13 protein-coding genes are annotated in these 14,723 nt (G+C 69.0%); 1 reads left to right on the top strand and 12 read right to left on the bottom strand.

Annotated elements, in window-relative coordinates:
* Positions 1–5: 5 nt before the first annotated feature.
* Genes CY658_RS16350 through CY658_RS16340 form a run of 3 tightly spaced genes read right to left on the bottom strand, consistent with a single transcriptional unit; the run spans position 6 to position 2,766 of the window.
* Positions 6–1,703, bottom strand: a complete 1,698-nt coding sequence (locus CY658_RS16350; protein WP_101491169.1) for a two-component system sensor histidine kinase NtrB — start codon at positions 1,701–1,703, stop codon at positions 6–8.
* The gene (locus CY658_RS16345; protein ID WP_101491168.1) at positions 1,700–1,957 is read right to left on the bottom strand and encodes a PP0621 family protein; all 258 of its coding nucleotides are present in this window, start codon (positions 1,955–1,957) and stop codon (positions 1,700–1,702) included. Before CY658_RS16345 ends, CY658_RS16350 begins: the two co-directional genes overlap by 4 nt.
* Positions 1,954–2,766, bottom strand: coding sequence for a cytochrome C assembly family protein (locus tag CY658_RS16340; RefSeq protein WP_101491167.1), 813 nt, complete (start codon positions 2,764–2,766; stop codon positions 1,954–1,956). Before CY658_RS16340 ends, CY658_RS16345 begins: the two co-directional genes overlap by 4 nt.
* A 194-nt stretch (positions 2,767–2,960) precedes the next feature.
* Here CY658_RS16340 and ffh point away from each other — a divergent pair, with 194 nt between their 5' ends.
* A complete protein-coding gene (gene ffh, locus CY658_RS16335; RefSeq protein ID WP_101491166.1) occupies positions 2,961–4,355 on the top strand; it encodes a signal recognition particle protein in 1,395 nt (464 codons plus the stop codon).
* 65 nt (positions 4,356–4,420) lie between these two features.
* On the opposite strand, the gene CY658_RS16330 is transcribed toward ffh, so the two are convergent.
* The 9 genes from CY658_RS16330 to CY658_RS16290 all read right to left on the bottom strand — a co-directional run bounded on the left by CY658_RS16330 (position 4,421) and on the right by CY658_RS16290 (position 14,606).
* Positions 4,421–5,560 carry an AAA family ATPase gene (locus tag CY658_RS16330; RefSeq protein ID WP_101491165.1) on the bottom strand — a complete coding sequence of 380 codons (1,140 nt, stop codon included), beginning with the start codon at positions 5,558–5,560 and terminating at the stop codon, positions 4,421–4,423.
* Positions 5,557–6,462, bottom strand: a complete 906-nt coding sequence (locus CY658_RS16325) for an RNA ligase family protein (protein ID WP_101491319.1) — start codon at positions 6,460–6,462, stop codon at positions 5,557–5,559. Before CY658_RS16325 ends, CY658_RS16330 begins: the two co-directional genes overlap by 4 nt.
* Positions 6,463–6,766: 304 nt before the next feature.
* Entirely contained in the window at positions 6,767–8,782 is a 2,016-nt protein-coding gene (mdoH, locus tag CY658_RS16320; protein ID WP_101491164.1) for a glucans biosynthesis glucosyltransferase MdoH, read from the bottom strand.
* An 8-nt stretch (positions 8,783–8,790) separates the two neighbouring features.
* Entirely contained in the window at positions 8,791–8,991 is a 201-nt protein-coding gene (locus CY658_RS16315) for a hypothetical protein (protein WP_082818265.1), read from the bottom strand.
* Between the two features lie 193 nt (positions 8,992–9,184).
* Complete coding sequence (locus tag CY658_RS16310) at positions 9,185–10,573, bottom strand: sigma 54-interacting transcriptional regulator (protein ID WP_101491163.1); 1,389 nt, start codon at positions 10,571–10,573, stop codon at positions 9,185–9,187.
* Positions 10,570–11,181, bottom strand: coding sequence for a hypothetical protein (locus tag CY658_RS16305; RefSeq protein WP_257884890.1), 612 nt, complete (start codon positions 11,179–11,181; stop codon positions 10,570–10,572). The genes CY658_RS16310 and CY658_RS16305 overlap by 4 nt, the downstream gene beginning before the upstream one ends.
* 86 nt (positions 11,182–11,267) lie before the next feature.
* Positions 11,268–12,695 (bottom strand): sensor histidine kinase, encoded by a 1,428-nt coding sequence (locus CY658_RS16300; protein ID WP_101491161.1) that lies wholly within the window; start codon positions 12,693–12,695, stop codon positions 11,268–11,270.
* A complete protein-coding gene (gene miaB, locus CY658_RS16295; RefSeq protein WP_101491160.1) occupies positions 12,695–14,059 on the bottom strand; it encodes a tRNA (N6-isopentenyl adenosine(37)-C2)-methylthiotransferase MiaB in 1,365 nt (454 codons plus the stop codon). Before miaB ends, CY658_RS16300 begins: the two co-directional genes overlap by 1 nt.
* An 88-nt stretch (positions 14,060–14,147) precedes the next feature.
* A complete protein-coding gene (locus CY658_RS16290) occupies positions 14,148–14,606 on the bottom strand; it encodes a hypothetical protein (RefSeq protein WP_101491159.1) in 459 nt (152 codons plus the stop codon).
* Positions 14,607–14,723: the final 117 nt, after the last annotated feature.

Here is a 14,723-nt window from a genome sequence, read left to right as displayed (position 1 = left end):
GGCCGCTATTGTGTCAGCCGGTTTTCGCTCGGGGCGAAGCTGACGAAGAATTCGTTGCCCTCGGGCCCGCCCGGCACCAGCGCGCGCCGCTCGTAGCCGATGGTCGCGCCGTGGCGCCGGCACAGCTCGCGGCACAGGAACAGGCCCAGGCCGCTGGAGCGGCTCTCGGACGAGAAGAAGGGTTCGAACAGGTGGCGCTGCACCGCCGGTTCCAGCGGCGCGCCGTCGCTCCACACCAGCAACGCGGCGCGCTGCACGCCGGCCCGCTGCAAGGTGGTGATGACCTGGATCGCGCCCTCGCGCTGGCTCGCGTAGCGCGCGGCGTTGTCCAGCAGGTTCACGAGCAGGCGGCGCAGGTGCTCGGCCTCGAAGCGCACCTCGCTGCCCGGCGCGTCGAGCGCCACGCGCACGCCCTTGCGCTGGGTCTGGCGCACCCACTCCTCGGCCAGGATCTGCGCGGCCGGGTCGAGCACCAGCTGTTCGCCCAGCGAGAGCACGCGCTGCTGGCGCGCGCGCGAGACGTCGAGCACGTCGTCCACGATGCGCGCCAGGCGCTGCGCGTTGTGCTGGACCATGTCGGTCAGCTTGCGGTGCGCCGGGTCGGTCAGGTCTTCGCTGAGCAGCGCGCTGGCCTGCGCGATGGCGGCCAGCGGGTTGCGGATTTCATGCGCCACCGCGGCCGACATGCGGCCCATCGCGGCGAGCTTTTCGGTGCGGATGCGGGCTTCGAGTTCGCGCAGGTCCTGCAGGAACATCACGCACAGGCTGTCGGCGCGGCGGTCGTCGGTGGGCGTGAGCCGGGTGCGCACGCGCACCTCGCGCGCCGCGCCGCGCGCCTGCGCCACCGGAATTTCTTCGGTCTGCGGCGCGCGCCGCGCGAAGGTCTGGCGCGCCAGCGCGGCCAGCGCGTGCCAGGCCGGCTGGGTGTGCAGCGGGAACGGCATTGGCAACTGCGCCAGGCCCTGGCCGAGGATCGCGTCGGCCGCCGGATTGGCGGTGTGCACCAGGCCCTCAGCGTCGATCACCAGCACGCCTTCGGTGAGGGTTTCGATCACCAGGTCGTTGACCTGCGCCTGCATCTGCGCGTGGCTGCGGCTGCGTTGTGCCACCGCCTCTTCGCGCGCCAGCCGGCGGGCCAGCTCGTGCGCGAGCAGCGCCACCACGAACAGGCCGGTGCCGGTGAGGGCGGCCTGCACGAAGCGCGCCGACGGGTCGTTGGGTTGCTGCAGCCAGTGCCAGCCGGCGTCGGCCAGCAGCAGCAGCGTCACGGTGGCTGTGGTGCCCAGGCCCACGAGCAGCGTGCCGAGCACCGCGCTCATCAAGACAGGCAGCGCGAACAGCGGCGTGTAGTTGACGCTGCCGCCCTGCAGCACCTGCAAGGCGCTGAAGATGCCCAGGTCGACCCCGATGGTCAGCAGCCACAGCGTCGAGAAGCCGCGGATCGGCGGTTCGAAGTGCGCGTAGCGCATCTCCAGCCAGGCCAGCACGAGGTAGCCGCCCGACAGCACGATCGGCAGCGGTTGCACGGCCTGCCCGATGGCGAAGGCCACGCCCTGCAGCAGCACCAGCACCACCGCCACGAAACAGCGCGCCGCCATGAAGCCGCGCCACAGCCGCAGCAGCGCGGTGCTGTCGCCGGCGCCCAGGTCGAGCACGTCCCAGTCGGTGGCCGGCTCGCCGCGCGACCGGCGCAACGAACTCATGCGGAGGTGCCGGCCTGGCGGTGCGCGGCGCTGCAGTACACCGCGCCGTCGGGCCCGAGGAGTGCGTCGGCCGCGGGCAGGTGCAGCCCGCAATGGGCGCAGCGCACCATCGCCTGCGGCGGGCCGACGGCCGGTGTGCGCTGTTGTGCCTTCTTGGCGCGCTCTTGTTGCGCGTCGCGCATCTCTTCGCGCCGGTTCTTGCGCCAGAGCCAGATCGCGACCCACACCACCGCGAGAACGAGCAGGTACTTCATGCGGGCAGGCGCGTCAGCACGACTTCGAGCACGAAGCGCGAGCCCACGTAGGCCAGCAGCAGCAGCGCTGCGCCCGCGTACAGCACGCGCCGCGCCGTGCGTCCGCGCCAGCCGAAGCGCGCGCGCCCGGTCAGCAGGACCGCGAAGCTGAGCCAGGCGAGCACCGAGAAGATGGTCTTGTGGTCCCACTTCCAGGCGCGGCCGGCGGCGCCGTAGAGCTGTTCGCTGAACAGCAGGCCGGCCAGCAGCGTGGCCGACAGCAGCACGAATCCCGCGGTGACGAAGCGGAAGGTGAGCCGTTCCAGCGTGAGCAGCGGCACGCCGGCCTGTGCATCGGCACTGACAAGGCGGATCTGCTTTTCGGCCCGCGTGATCAGCCAGGCGTGCACCACGGCGGCGCCGAACAGGCCGTACGAGGCGATGCCCAGCGCGAGGTGCAGCGGCAGCCAGGGCGAGGCGCTGACATGCAGCGGCGTGCCGGGAAACAGCAGTGCCAGCAGCACGGCGGCCGCGCCCAGCCAGGCCAGCGCGCGGCGTGCCTTCAGTTGCGGGTACAGGCGGCTTTCGACCGCGTAGACCGTGAGCACCAGCCACGCCGTGACCGACAACGCCGGCGCAAAACCGAAGCGAGGGTCGCCGCCGATCAGCCCGTGGCCCAGCACTGCAGCGTGCAGCAGCCATGCGATGCCGAGCGCCCATTGGGTGGTCTGGCGGCTGAGCCGCGCACCGGCGGCAGCGGCAAAACCGTAGGCCGCCGCGGTGGCGATGCCCAGCGCCACGCCGAGTGGAGAGGGGATCGCTAAAATCATCGGTGGAGTGTATAGGCTCGCCCCGAGGCTTCGCGCACGTCGTGTCGCTTCGCCCACCCCCTGCCGGGGGCAACACCCGTGGTCCGGCACAGCCGGTTGCGCGGGGTTCCACGACAGAGCGAGCCCGCGTACCGCTTCCAGGTTTTCACGACTTTCCATCGGTCCGCTGCCGCGGACAACAAGGTATTTCCTTCATGGCCACCGCCCTCACCGAAAAGTTCTCCCGCCTCGTCAAGACGATGAGCGGCCAGGCGCGCATCACCGAAAGCAACGTGCAGGACATGCTGCGCGAGGTGCGCATGGCACTGCTGGAGGCCGACGTGGCGCTGCCCGTGGTGCGCGACTTCGTCGCCCGCGTGAAAGAGAAGGCGCTCGGCCAGGAAGTGCTGGGCTCGCTCAAGCCGGGCCAGGCGCTGGTCGGCATCGTCAACCGCGAACTCGCCGCCACCATGGGCGAGGGCGTGTCAGACATCAACCTCGCGGCCCAGCCGCCCGCCGTGATCCTCATGGCCGGCCTGCAGGGCGCCGGCAAGACCACCACCACCGCCAAGCTGGCCAAGCACCTGATCGAGAAGCGCAAGAAGAAGGTGCTCACCGTGTCGGGCGACGTGTACCGTCCGGCCGCCATCGAGCAGCTCAAGACCGTGACCAAGCAGGCCGGCGCCGAGTGGTTCCCGAGCACGCCCGACCAGAAGCCGCTAGACATCGCACGCGCCGCGCTCGACCACGCCAAGCGCCACTACTTCGACGTGCTGCTGGTCGACACGGCCGGCCGCTTGGCGATCGACGAAGTGCTGATGACCGAAATCAAGCAGCTGCATGCGGCGCTCGACCCGGTCGAAACCCTGTTCGTGGTCGATGCCATGCAGGGCCAGGACGCGATCAACACCGCCAAGGCCTTCAAGGAAGCGCTGCCCCTCACCGGCATCATCCTGACCAAGACCGACGGCGACTCGCGCGGCGGTGCGGCGCTGTCGGTGCGCCAGGTCACGGGTGTGCCGATCAAGTTCGCCGGCACCAGCGAGAAGATCGACGGCCTCGAGGTGTTCGACGCCGAGCGCCATGCGGGTCGCATCCTCGGCATGGGCGACATCGTCGCGCTGGTCGAGCAGGTCACGGCCGGCGTCGACGTCGAAGCGGCGCAGAAGCTCGCGGCCAAGGTCAAGAGCGGCGCGGGCTTCGACCTCAACGACTTCCTCGGCCAGCTGCAGCAGATGAAGCAGATGGGCGGCCTCTCCAGCCTGATGGACAAGCTGCCCCAGCAGATGGCCGCCAAGGCCAGCGAGGCCGACATGACGCGTGCCGAGCGCGACATCCGCCGCAAGGAAGGGATCATCCAGAGCATGACCCCGCTGGAGCGCCGCAAGCCCGAACTGCTCAAGGCCACGCGCAAGCGCCGCATCGCAGCCGGTGCCGGCGTGCAGGTTCAGGAAGTGAACCGCTTGCTCAACGAGTTCGAGCAGATGCAGGGCATGATGAAGAAGATGAAGGGCGGCGGCCTCATGAAGATGATGAAGAAGATGGGCGGCATGAAGGGCATGGGCGGAATGCCCGGCATGGGCGGAGGCGGCGGCAAGCTGCCGTTCTGATCCCCCTACATATATAGAGACAGACAGAAGCCCGCCAGGGGATGCCCCGGCGGGCTTTGTCGTTTTCAGGCCTGCACGTCGTAGACCGTGGCGTGCGCTTCGGCGGGCGCGGGCAGCTCCCAGCGGTGCAGCATCCGCTCGATGCCTGCGTTCGAGAGCGTCGTGTCGCGCGCGCGGTTGCGGCGCATCAGCTCCGCATGCGGCACCTCCAGGTACACCAGCTCGGTCTGCGCGTGGTACGCCCAGAGCAGGTCCAGCGTCTTGGTGCGCATCTGCTGGCTGAGGTGCGTGGCGTTCCAGACAAAGCGTTCCTGCTTGCGCAGCAGCGCCTTGGCCTGATCGACCGCGTGGTGCGCGGCGAGCCCATCGTTCTCGCCGTGCTTGAGCCCGAGCTCGGCGCGCGCATCGTCGAAGGACACGACCGGCCAGCCCTTGCGGTGCTGCGCCACCCAGTGGTTCTTGCCGCTTGCGGGCAGGCCGCACATCACCGTGACCTGCGAGCCCGGCGTCTGGAACAGCGGGTAGTCGGGGCTGGTGTCGGCGCCGCGAAAGTAGGCCAGGCGCGTGTGCGCATCGGCCATCTGTCGCGGACCGCTCCAGCAGCCTTCTTCCTGCGCCAGCTGCTCGAAGAGTGCGATGTCGGCCAGGCTGTCGGCGCGCTTTTCGTAGTGGCGGCCGAGCATGTCGCAGCGCGCCACGCAGCACAGGTCGGGCAGGCTCAGCTCCCACGAGAGCTTGTGCACCAGCCACTCGGGCCGCACGCCCTTGCGCGAGGCGAAGGCGTGAAACGGCACCTGGTGCACGGCGATGATCCGGCACACGGCCTCGCGCAACGCGAACGGCACGCGGGCCTTCCACATCAGCACGCGCACATCGACCGATCCGCGCCGCGAATGGCCGGGCTGGCCGATGCGGCCGCTGGCCTCGTCGATCACCGTGGTGTCGGGCTTGGCGATGTCGTGCAGCAGGCAGGCCATGAACAGCACGAAGCGGCCGTCGGCGTCGGCGCGCTGGTAGTGCGCGTCGGCCAGGAGCGCGTCGAGCACCATGCGCGTGTGGATGCCGACGTTGCCCTCGGCGTGGTAGTACGGGTCCTGTGGCGTTTCTTCCAAGCGCAGCAAGGCCGGCAGCAGATCGCAGCACTGCGCCCAGTCATAACCTTGCGCGGGCGCGGGGACCAGCGCCCGCAGATCGTCGTAGGTCATCGCGGCCTCCTTGTGGTTGTTGTCAGTTCTGCGGGGTCGCGCAGCGTGCGCAGCCCCAGGTCTTGCCAGCTCACTTGCGGCGTCGGCGCGTAGAGGTCCACGCCCGGCGCGAGCTGGTTGGGCAGCACCGGCCGACGGCTGTGGTGCGAGCCCGAGTCGAGGATGGTCTGCACGAAGTCCGGCCGCACCCACTTGTAGCGGCCGGTCACCTGCCCGACCGATTCGGTCTTGAGGTACAGGCCCTCGGCCAGATCAGACAGGTCGGTTTGCTGGCGCACGAGGTCGAGCGGCTGGCCTTCGTGCGCCACCGCCTGCTCGAAGGCCGGCTTCCAGTCGACACTGCGCGCGAGCGAGGGCCGCACGAGCGAGCGCAAGGCCTTCGCTTGCTGCGGCATTCCGCCCTCGTACAGCACAGGCACCGACAGCACCGGGCCGTCGGCCAGCAGCGCATGCCGCGCGGGCGTCGACAGGAAGCACTGCGCCTGCCGGTCGTAGATGTCGAACTCGAGGAAGAACGCCGGCAGCCGGTCGTACCAGCAGCTGTGCTTGGCAAAGCACCACTCGCCGTACATCACGTAGCGGTCTTCGAGCCGTTCGAGCAGCGCAGCTTCATGTGCCGCGGCCCAGTGCTTGAACAGGTTGAACTGCCGCTCGCCCGCGCCGCCGGCCAGGTAGTGGCCGCGCGATTGCAGCAGCAACTCGCCTGCCGAGGTGAACGACACGGCCGCGTTGGCGCCATCGAGTTTTTCCTCGATGACCACCTGCTGGCCGTGCAGTGCGGACAACGGCGTCTGGCCGTCGTCGGTGTCGCCGGCCTGCAGGCGCGAGCCTTCCAGGTGCGCAGTACGCGGGTACTTGAGCAGCGGAATCGACGAAAGAGAAAGGGAAGAGAGAGGGAACACGTTGTTCTCCAGATGCAAATCAGGAAGAACCGACAACGTGCGGGAGCGAAGCTGGAAGAGAGATCGACTCGGCGGCCGGAGCGGGCCGTGTCTGGTCAGTGGGGGAACGCAGCTTGGCGCCCGACATGACCAGCGAGTGGTGTTGTCGGCGTCAGAGAGTGATGACGGCGAATCGGGGCACTTGGCGCTCCAGGGGATCGAAGAGATCCGTGGGTTGAAAAAAGGAAGGCGCGATTCTAGCCATGCACCATGAAAAAAGCCGACCCTGAGGTCGGCTTCTTGTGAGTGCTGTGTCTTCAGCGCATCAGGCGGTTGCCAGTGCCGGGCGCGCCAGGCGCAAGGCATGCATCCACGCACGACGCAGCACGGCGGGCGAACGCGATTCCTCGGGAATCAGCAGGAAGCCGCGGTCGCGCAGCGTGGTGCCCAGCGCGATCTGGCTGGTCAGCACGGTCAGCGGAATGGCCAGCAGCAGCGGCAGGCCGACAGGCATGAGCCAGATCAGTGCGCTCGGGTCGATCATGGCGACGCCGACGGCCAGCATGGCGATCACCAGCGTCATGGGGGCCAGCTGGGTTGCAGCGACCTTCCACGGCACGGCGTTGGCTTCACGCGGGGGCGACTTCCAGTCGAGCTTGATGCCGGTGAGGGCGACGAGCACGAACAGCGAGTGGGCCAGCATGCGCACCGGGGCTTGCACGATGGCCAGGCCGGCTTCGAGCACCGAGCTCTTCACGAGGCCCCACACACCACCGTACTGGCGTTGCTCGCCGCGCATCAGCACGGCGGCGATGCCCAGCACGCGCGGCAGGAACAGCAGGCACAGGGTCCAGACCCAGAGGCCGGCCAGTTCGGCGGGCAGCACGCTCCAGCTCGACACGAGGCTCGAGCCGCTCAGCCACAGGGCGGTGCCCAGCGTCAGGAACGCGAGCCACAGCGGGGCCGAGGCATACGCCATGGTGCCGGTCACGAACATCGCGCGGTGCACCGGGTGGATGCCGGGTTCGGCCATCAGGCGGGCGTTCTGCAGGTTGCCCTGGCACCAGCGGCGGTCGCGTTGCAGCTCGGCCAGCAGGTCCGGCGGTTGTTGCTCGTAGCTGCCGACCAGGTCGGACACCAGCCACACGTGGTAGCCGGCGCGGCGCATCAGCGCGGCTTCGACGAAGTCGTGCGACATGATGCCGCCCGACATGCCGCCGGTGCCCTTGATGGGGGCCAGCGCGCAATGCTTCATGAAGGCTTCGACGCGGATGATCGCGTTGTGGCCCCAGTAGTGCGACTCGCCGAGCTGCCAGAACTGCATGCCCAGCGTGAACAGGCGACCCGTCACGCGCGAAGCGAACTGCTGTGCGCGGGCGTGCAGCGTGACGTGGCCGATGGCCTGCGTCGCGGTCTGGATGATGCCGGCGGTGGGGTTGGCTTCCATCAGCTTGACCATCGAGGACAGGCAGTCGCCGCTCATGACCGAGTCGGCGTCGAGCACGACCATGTAGCGGTAGTCCTTGCCCCAGCGGCGGCAGAAGTCGGCGACGTTGCCGGCCTTGCGGTGCGTGCGGCGGGTGCGCAGGCGGTAGTACACCTCGACCTGCGGCTGGTTCGGGCTTTCAGCCAGGGCGGCGCGCAGGTCTTCCCAGGCGGCGCGCTCGGCGGCGGCGGTCTCGGGGTTGTAGCTGTCGGACAGCACGAACACGTCGAACTGCTTGGCGTGGCCCGTGGTGGCAACCGATTCGCAGGTGGCGCGCAGGCCGGCAAACACGGTGGCAACGTCCTCGTTGCAGATCGGCATGATGATCGCGGTGCGTGCCTCGGGGTTCATCGGGTGGTGGGCCACCTGTTTCGCCGAGAGGGCGTGCTTGTCACCGCGCACGGAGACATAGAAGCCCATGAGCGCGGTCACGAAGCCCGTGACGACCCAGCCCGACAGCAGGCCGTACAGGCCGATCTGGCCGTATTCGAGCCAGACGTTGTCGTAGTCGGGTTGCACGCTGGCGAACAGCGACGATGCGATCACCGTGCTCAGCAGCGTGAGCAACATGAAGGCGAGGCGGCGCTGGCCGGCGGCGCGTTCCCAGGCCTGCGGGGCCGGGGTGGCCTGCTTGGCGGCGGGGGCGCTGTCGGCATTGCGGCCGGCGCCCAGGCGCACGAGCATGGCGGTGCCCAGGCTGTTCCAGAAACCGCGCCAGGGGCGCGGTGCCATGGAACCGCGGTTCACCGGCGGTGCGGTGACGGCGTTGGGGTGGCGTTCCTCGCGCAGCGCGCTGCGGCGCGCGAAATCGGATTCTGCGAGGACGTTGAGGTGGGAGAAGTCGTTCGGCTTCATCGTTTCATTCACCAACGTTGCTTGTCGAGGGGGGTGTCGCCAATGGCCGGAAGGCGCTTGAAGACGCAGTCCGTGGCGGCGCCGCCAACGCCCGAGAGCGCGGTCAGCGAATGGCCCGCGGCACGGGGCCGCGAGGAGGAAAACTGCTTTTGACGCAGGCCGTCGCGCTGCGGACGCAGTGCGAAAGATGGGCTGGTAAGTGCTGTCATGCCAGTACAGGGGCAAACCCTGTGCCAGCCTGGAAAAACGCTTTCAAATCAACGACTTGGCGTGACTCGGAGCCGTTTTCCGTGGGGGAGGGGCCCGCCAGGCCCCCGAAACCCCTGTTTTTGTCGCCGAATCCCGACAAGCCCTGGGGCCCCTCGGAAAACAGCCTTTCAAATCAACGACTTAGGCCTGTCGCTACTCGGCGACAGGGTCGCCACCGGGAGCGACAACGTCGGCCTTGAAGTTGCCCGGCGTGAGCTCGTGCTTCTGCAGCAGGCGGTAGAACTCGGTGCGGTTGCGGTCGGCCAGGCGGGCGGCGTCGGCCACGTTGCCGTCGGTCAGCTTGAGCAGGCCGACGAGGTAATCGCGCTCGAAACGCTGCTTGGCCTCGGCGTAGGTGAGCACCTCGACGCTCGGCACGCGCAGTGCGCGCTGCACCAGCGCCAGCGGGATCAGCGGCGAGCCCGACAGCGCGCAGACCTGCTCCACCACGTTGTAGAGCTGGCGCACGTTGCCCGGCCACGCGGCGGTGGTCAACGCCTTCAGCGCCTCGGGTGCGAAGCCCGACAGCCGCTTGCCGTACTTGGTCGACAGCTTCTGCAGGAAGTGGTTGGCCAGGAGCGGAATGTCTTCGCGCCGCGCCGACAGCGGCGGCAGCGTGAGCGTCACCACGTTCAGGCGGTAATACAAGTCTTCGCGGAACTGGCCGGCTTCCATCGCGGCGTCCAGGTCGCGGTGGGTGGCCGAGACGATGCGCACGTCGACCTCGATCGACTGGCTCGCGCCCAGCGGGCGCACGGCGCGCTCCTGCAGCACGCGCAGCAGCTTGACCTGCAGCGCGGGCGGCATGTCCCCGATTTCGTCGAGCAGCAGCGTGCCGCCGTCGGCCTGCTGGAACAGTCCCTTGTGGTTCGCGTGGGCGTCGGTGAAGGCGCCCTTCATGTGGCCGAACAGTTCCGACTCGAGCAGCGCCTCGGGAATGGCGCCGCAGTTGACCGCCACGAAGGGCTTGTCGGCGCGTGCGCTGGCCTTGTGGATGGCGCGCGCGAGCAGTTCCTTGCCGGCGCCGGAGTCGCCGCGCAGCAGCACGGACGCGTCCGACTTGGCGACCATGCGCGCCTCGGCCAGCAGCTCGGCCATGCGGTTGCTGCGGCTCACGATTTCCGAGCGCCAGCTGTCGTCGCCGGTCTTGCTGGGCGTGGTGGTGGGCGCACCGAGTGCCAGCGCCTGCGAGATCTTCTCGAGCAGTTCGCGCGCGTCGTAGGGCTTGGTGAGGTAGGTGAACACGCCGCGCGCCGTGGCCTCGACCGCGTCGGGAATGGTGCCGTGCGCGGTCAGCAAAATGACCGGCAGCGTCGGGTGGCGCTTGCGGATCTCGTCGAACAGCTGCAGGCCGTCGCGCCCGGGCAGGCGCACGTCGCTGAGCACCAGCTGCGGGTGCTCGATCTCGAGTTGGGTGAGCGCGGTTTCGGCCGAGGTGACTGCCGTGACCTGGTAGCCCGCCGACACCAGCCGCATCGAGAGCAGCCGCAGCATGTCCGGGTCGTCATCGACCACGAGGAGGCGGGCGCCAGTTGTGCTCATGGGTTGGATCTGCTTCCGTTGGGGGCGGTGACAGGTGCCGGCGTGTTGGGCCGGGCGAAGCTGCGCTCGATGGCGCGCAGCGCCTCGATGCGCTCGTTGAGCTGGTCGATGCGTCGCTGGCTGTCGCGCAGCTGCTGCACCTGCTTGTCGCGGTCGTCCTCGACGCGGCGCTGCTCGATGTAGCGCGCCGCCAGCACCCGCGCGAGCGGTTGCAGAGGCTGCGCCTCGGGGGCCGGGTTGCCGATCACGCGCTGCAGCAGGCCCAGCGCGCGCGCCAGGTCGGCCGGCACGCGGGTCTGCGCGAGCAGGATCGCGAGCTGCACCTGCGCCGCGGGCGTTTCGCCCTGTTCGCCGACGCGCGAAATTTCGGCGCTCAGGTCGGCGCCGCCCAGCGGGCGCACCTTGTCGGCGTAGGCCAGCAGGGCCGCGACGGGGCCCTGCGTGAGCTGCGTGAACAGCGAGGCCGGCTGCGTGGCCGGTGCGCGGGGCTCGGCCTCGACCGGCACCACGCGCGGCGCGGCCACGGGCGGCGGCAGCGCGTCGGCTTCGGCCGGCGGCTTGGGCTGGGAGGCGCAGGCCGCCAGCAGCAGGGCGAATGGCACGGCCATGGCCCCGGCGAAGGTGGATCTGCGGACGAACGAAAGGAACATGGGTCGAAAAAGCGCGGGGCGGTGTTGAGTGGGGGTGTCCGGGGTCAGGTCGTGCGCGGCAGTTCGATGCGAAAGCGTGCACCGGGGCCGTCCGGCAGCAGGGCGATGCGGCCCCCATGGGCTGCAATGTACTCCTGCACGATGGAAAGTCCGATGCCGGTGCCTTTCACCGTGTGCTCGGGCTGGCGCTCGCCGCGGAAGAAGGGTTCGAAGATGCGGTCGCGGTCGCCCACGGCAATGCCCGGGCCGGCGTCGCACACGTCGATGTGCACCGCCTCGGGCGTGCCCGACACGGCCAGCGTGATCACGCCGCCCGCGGCCGAGAAGCGGATCGCGTTCGACAGCAGGTTGGCAATGGCGGTGCCGAGCTTGGTGCGGTCGACCGTCAGCGTGATCGGCTCGCCCTCGGCGCGCACGCGCAGGCCGTGCGCCTGCCACTGGAGGCGCTGGGACTCGATCTGCTCTTCGATCAGCGGCAGCAGCTCGGTGCGCTCGCGGCGCAGCTCGCGCGCCTCGAAGGCGGCGGCGTTGAAACGCAGCAGCGCCTCGATCTGGTTCTGCAGCGACACGGTGTTCTGCTGCAGGATCTGCGCGACTTCGAGCTGGGCCGGGTTCAGCGGGCCGGTCACGCCGTCTTCGAGCAGCGACACGCCTTCGCGCAGCGCCGCCAGCGGCGTCTTCAGCTCGTGCGACACGTGGCGCAGAAAGCGCGCCTTGTCGGCGTCGAGCTCGGTCAGCCGCAGGCGCAGCCACTCAAGCTGCTGCGACACGCGCCGCACGTCGGCCGGGCCGCGGATGTCGATGGGTTCGTCGAGCCGGTTCTGGCCCAGGCCGACGATGGCGTTCTCGAGCCGCTTGAAGGGGCGCGCCAGCCAGATGCCGAAAGCCAGCGCCAGCGACACGGCCAGCACGCTGGCGGCCACCACCTCGCGCATCAGCCGGCGGCGCGCGTTCTCGATGCGCTTGGCCAGCGCGTCGTTCTGCGTTTCGATGAGGAACTGCGCCTGCTGGGCGAGGTTGGTGTTCAGCGCGTCGAGTTCGCGGAACTGCATCGCCATCGTGCTTTCGCGCACCAGGGCGCTGTCGGGACTGCCGCTGAGCAGCCCCTCGATCACGCCGAGCTGGCCGCGCCACATGTCGATGCCGGCGGCCGGCAGGCCGTTGCGTTCCAGCCGCTCCAGCACCTGGTGGGATTCGCGCGCCGCCTCGTCGAAGCGGCGGCGCAGCACGGCGTCGTTGAGCACCAGCGACTGGCGCCCCGCGCGCTCCATGGCCGCGCTGCGTTCGGCCAGCGACTGTGAAGCGCCCGACAGGCGCAGCGCGCGCGCGGCGGCGTCGCGGCTTTGCGTGACGAGCGCGTCGTACTGCAGCACCGAGCGCAGCGCCACGCCCACCAGCAGCGCGGTGATCAGCAAAAAGGCAAACAGCAGGAGCTGCTGGAACGAGCCCCGGACGGACGGACGTTTCGCCATCAGTGGGCGAGCGCCGTGGCGGCAGCAGCAGCCAGGGCCGATTCGCGCGTGACCACTTCGCCGCGCAGCGTGTAGGCCAGCGAGCGCGTGATGCGCAGGTCGGCCATCTGGCCCACGAGGCGGGCGTCGCCCTCGAAGTTGACGACGCGGTTGCAGGCGGTGCGGCCCATGAGTTCGTTCGCGTCCTTGCGCGAGGCGCCCTCGACCAGCACGCGCTGCGTACTGCCCACGAGCGCGTCGCCGAAGCGGCGCACGTTGCCGTCGATGACGCGCTGCAGCGTCTGCAGGCGGGCCAGCTTCACGTCGTAAGGGGTCTCGTCCTGCAGCGTCGCGGCGGGCGTGCCGGGGCGCGGGCTGAAGATGAAGCTGAAGCTGTTGTCGAACTGGCAGTCGTCGATGAGCTTCATCATCTTGTCGAAGTCGGCATCGGTCTCGCCGGGGAAGCCGACGATGAAGTCGCTGCTCAATGCGAGGTCGGGGCGGATGGCGCGCAGCTTGCGCACCGTGCTCTTGTATTCCATGGCGGTGTAGCCGCGCTTCATCGCCATGAGGATGCGGTCGCTGCCGTGCTGCACCGGCAGGTGCAAATGCGACACGAGCTGCGGCACCTTGGCGTAGGCCTCGATGAGTCGGGGCGTGAACTCGTTCGGATGGCTGGTGGTGTAGCGGATGCGCTCGATGCCGGGGATCTCGGCCACGTACTCGATGAGGAGCGCGAAGTCGGCGATCTCGGTGGTGTCGCCCATCTTGCCGCGGTAGGCGTTCACGTTCTGGCCCAGCAGCGTGATCTCGCGCACGCCCTGGTCGGCGAGGCCGGCGATCTCGACCAGCACGTCGTCGAGTGGGCGGTTCACTTCCTCGCCGCGGGTGTAGGGCACCACGCAGTAGCTGCAGTACTTGGAGCAGCCTTCCATGATCGACACGAAGGCGGTCGCGCCTTCGACGCGCGCCGGCGGCAGGTGGTCGAACTTCTCGATCTCGGGGAAGCTGATGTCGACCTGCGGGCGGTCGAGCCTGTCGCGGTCGTTCAGCATCTCGGGCAGGCGGTGCAGCGTCTGCGGGCCGAACACGATGTCGACATAGGGCGCGCGCGCGATGATGGCCTGGCCTTCCTGGCTCGCCACGCAGCCGCCCACGCCGATCTTCACGCCCTTGGCCTTCAGGTGCTTCACGCGGCCGAGGTCGGAGAACACTTTCTCTTGCGCCTTCTCGCGCACCGAGCAGGTGTTGAACAGGATGAGGTCGGCTTCGTCCACGTTCTGCGTGGGCTCGTAGCCCTGCGCGGCGTGGAGCACGTCGGCCATCTTGTCCGAGTCGTACTCGTTCATCTGGCAGCCGAAGGTCTTGATGAATACTTTTTTCATGGGGAGCTCTCTGTGCCCTTCGCGAAGTGGAAGGGCGGCGGGCGCTCGTGGCGCCCGCGGATTTTTTCTTGCTTGCGGGGAGGTCGCGTTACTGCGTGTTCACCGTGTCGTTCGAGGTGAACGGCCAGATGTTCAGGAACGGCTTGTTCAGCGATTCGCGGCTGGCCATCGCCTCGTCGGGCGTCAGGATCCAGACCTCGCGCAGCAGCCCGGCGGCGTCGCGCGTGTAGTTCACGAGGTACTTCTGGCCAATGATGGCGCCGGGCAGCACCAGCATGTTCTGCGGGCTGCGGATGCGCGCGCCGGCGCCCAGGCGGTCGGCCCGGCCGTCGAGTTCGACGTCGGGGGCGCTGGTCACCATGAACTTGCCGCGCAGCGTGCCGATGGGAAAGTTGCGCCCGCCATTGAGCGATTCGTTCTGCGTCTGCGGACGGGGCACCTCGTCCTGGGCGCTGGCGTGAAGGGAGAAAAGACCTGCGGCGCCGGCAAGGGCTGCGCAAAGGGCGAGGGAAGTGAGCGTTTTCGTGGGTGCCTTGCAGCGGTTCATGGGGTATATCCAGAGGCTGTGGAACCGGCGATTTTAGCGAGGGGGTGTTTTCCCTCATGCCGGGGCGCAGCGGGTGGTGAAGGGCTTTCCGTCGGGTCTGCTTTACATTTCTTTACG

Source organism: Variovorax sp. RO1 (genome assembly GCF_002849325.1).
In the GTDB taxonomy this organism is placed as follows: Bacteria; Pseudomonadota; Gammaproteobacteria; order Burkholderiales; family Burkholderiaceae_C; genus Variovorax.
The sequence above is the reverse complement of the archived record's forward strand: the minus strand, read 5'-3'. Positions and strand labels throughout refer to the sequence as shown.

What these genes read in the sequence shown, in the direction of transcription:
- CY658_RS16350 (WP_101491169.1), bottom strand. Translation starts at nt 1,703, where the DNA reads ATGAGTTCGTTGCGCCGGTCGCGCGGCGAGCCGGCCACCGACTGGGAC.
- CY658_RS16345 (WP_101491168.1), bottom strand. Translation starts at nt 1,957, where the DNA reads ATGAAGTACCTGCTCGTTCTCGCGGTGGTGTGGGTCGCGATCTGGCTC.
- CY658_RS16340 (WP_101491167.1), bottom strand. Translation starts at nt 2,766, where the DNA reads ATGATTTTAGCGATCCCCTCTCCACTCGGCGTGGCGCTGGGCATCGCC.
- ffh (WP_101491166.1), top strand. Translation starts at nt 2,961, where the DNA reads ATGGCCACCGCCCTCACCGAAAAGTTCTCCCGCCTCGTCAAGACGATG.
- CY658_RS16330 (WP_101491165.1), bottom strand. Translation starts at nt 5,560, where the DNA reads ATGACCTACGACGATCTGCGGGCGCTGGTCCCCGCGCCCGCGCAAGGT.
- mdoH (WP_101491164.1), bottom strand. Translation starts at nt 8,782, where the DNA reads ATGAAGCCGAACGACTTCTCCCACCTCAACGTCCTCGCAGAATCCGAT.
- CY658_RS16315 (WP_082818265.1), bottom strand. Translation starts at nt 8,991, where the DNA reads ATGACAGCACTTACCAGCCCATCTTTCGCACTGCGTCCGCAGCGCGAC.
- CY658_RS16310 (WP_101491163.1), bottom strand. Translation starts at nt 10,573, where the DNA reads ATGAGCACAACTGGCGCCCGCCTCCTCGTGGTCGATGACGACCCGGAC.
- CY658_RS16305 (WP_257884890.1), bottom strand. Translation starts at nt 11,181, where the DNA reads ATGGCCGTGCCATTCGCCCTGCTGCTGGCGGCCTGCGCCTCCCAGCCC.
- CY658_RS16300 (WP_101491161.1), bottom strand. Translation starts at nt 12,695, where the DNA reads ATGGCGAAACGTCCGTCCGTCCGGGGCTCGTTCCAGCAGCTCCTGCTG.
- miaB (WP_101491160.1), bottom strand. Translation starts at nt 14,059, where the DNA reads ATGAAAAAAGTATTCATCAAGACCTTCGGCTGCCAGATGAACGAGTAC.
- CY658_RS16290 (WP_101491159.1), bottom strand. Translation starts at nt 14,606, where the DNA reads ATGAACCGCTGCAAGGCACCCACGAAAACGCTCACTTCCCTCGCCCTT.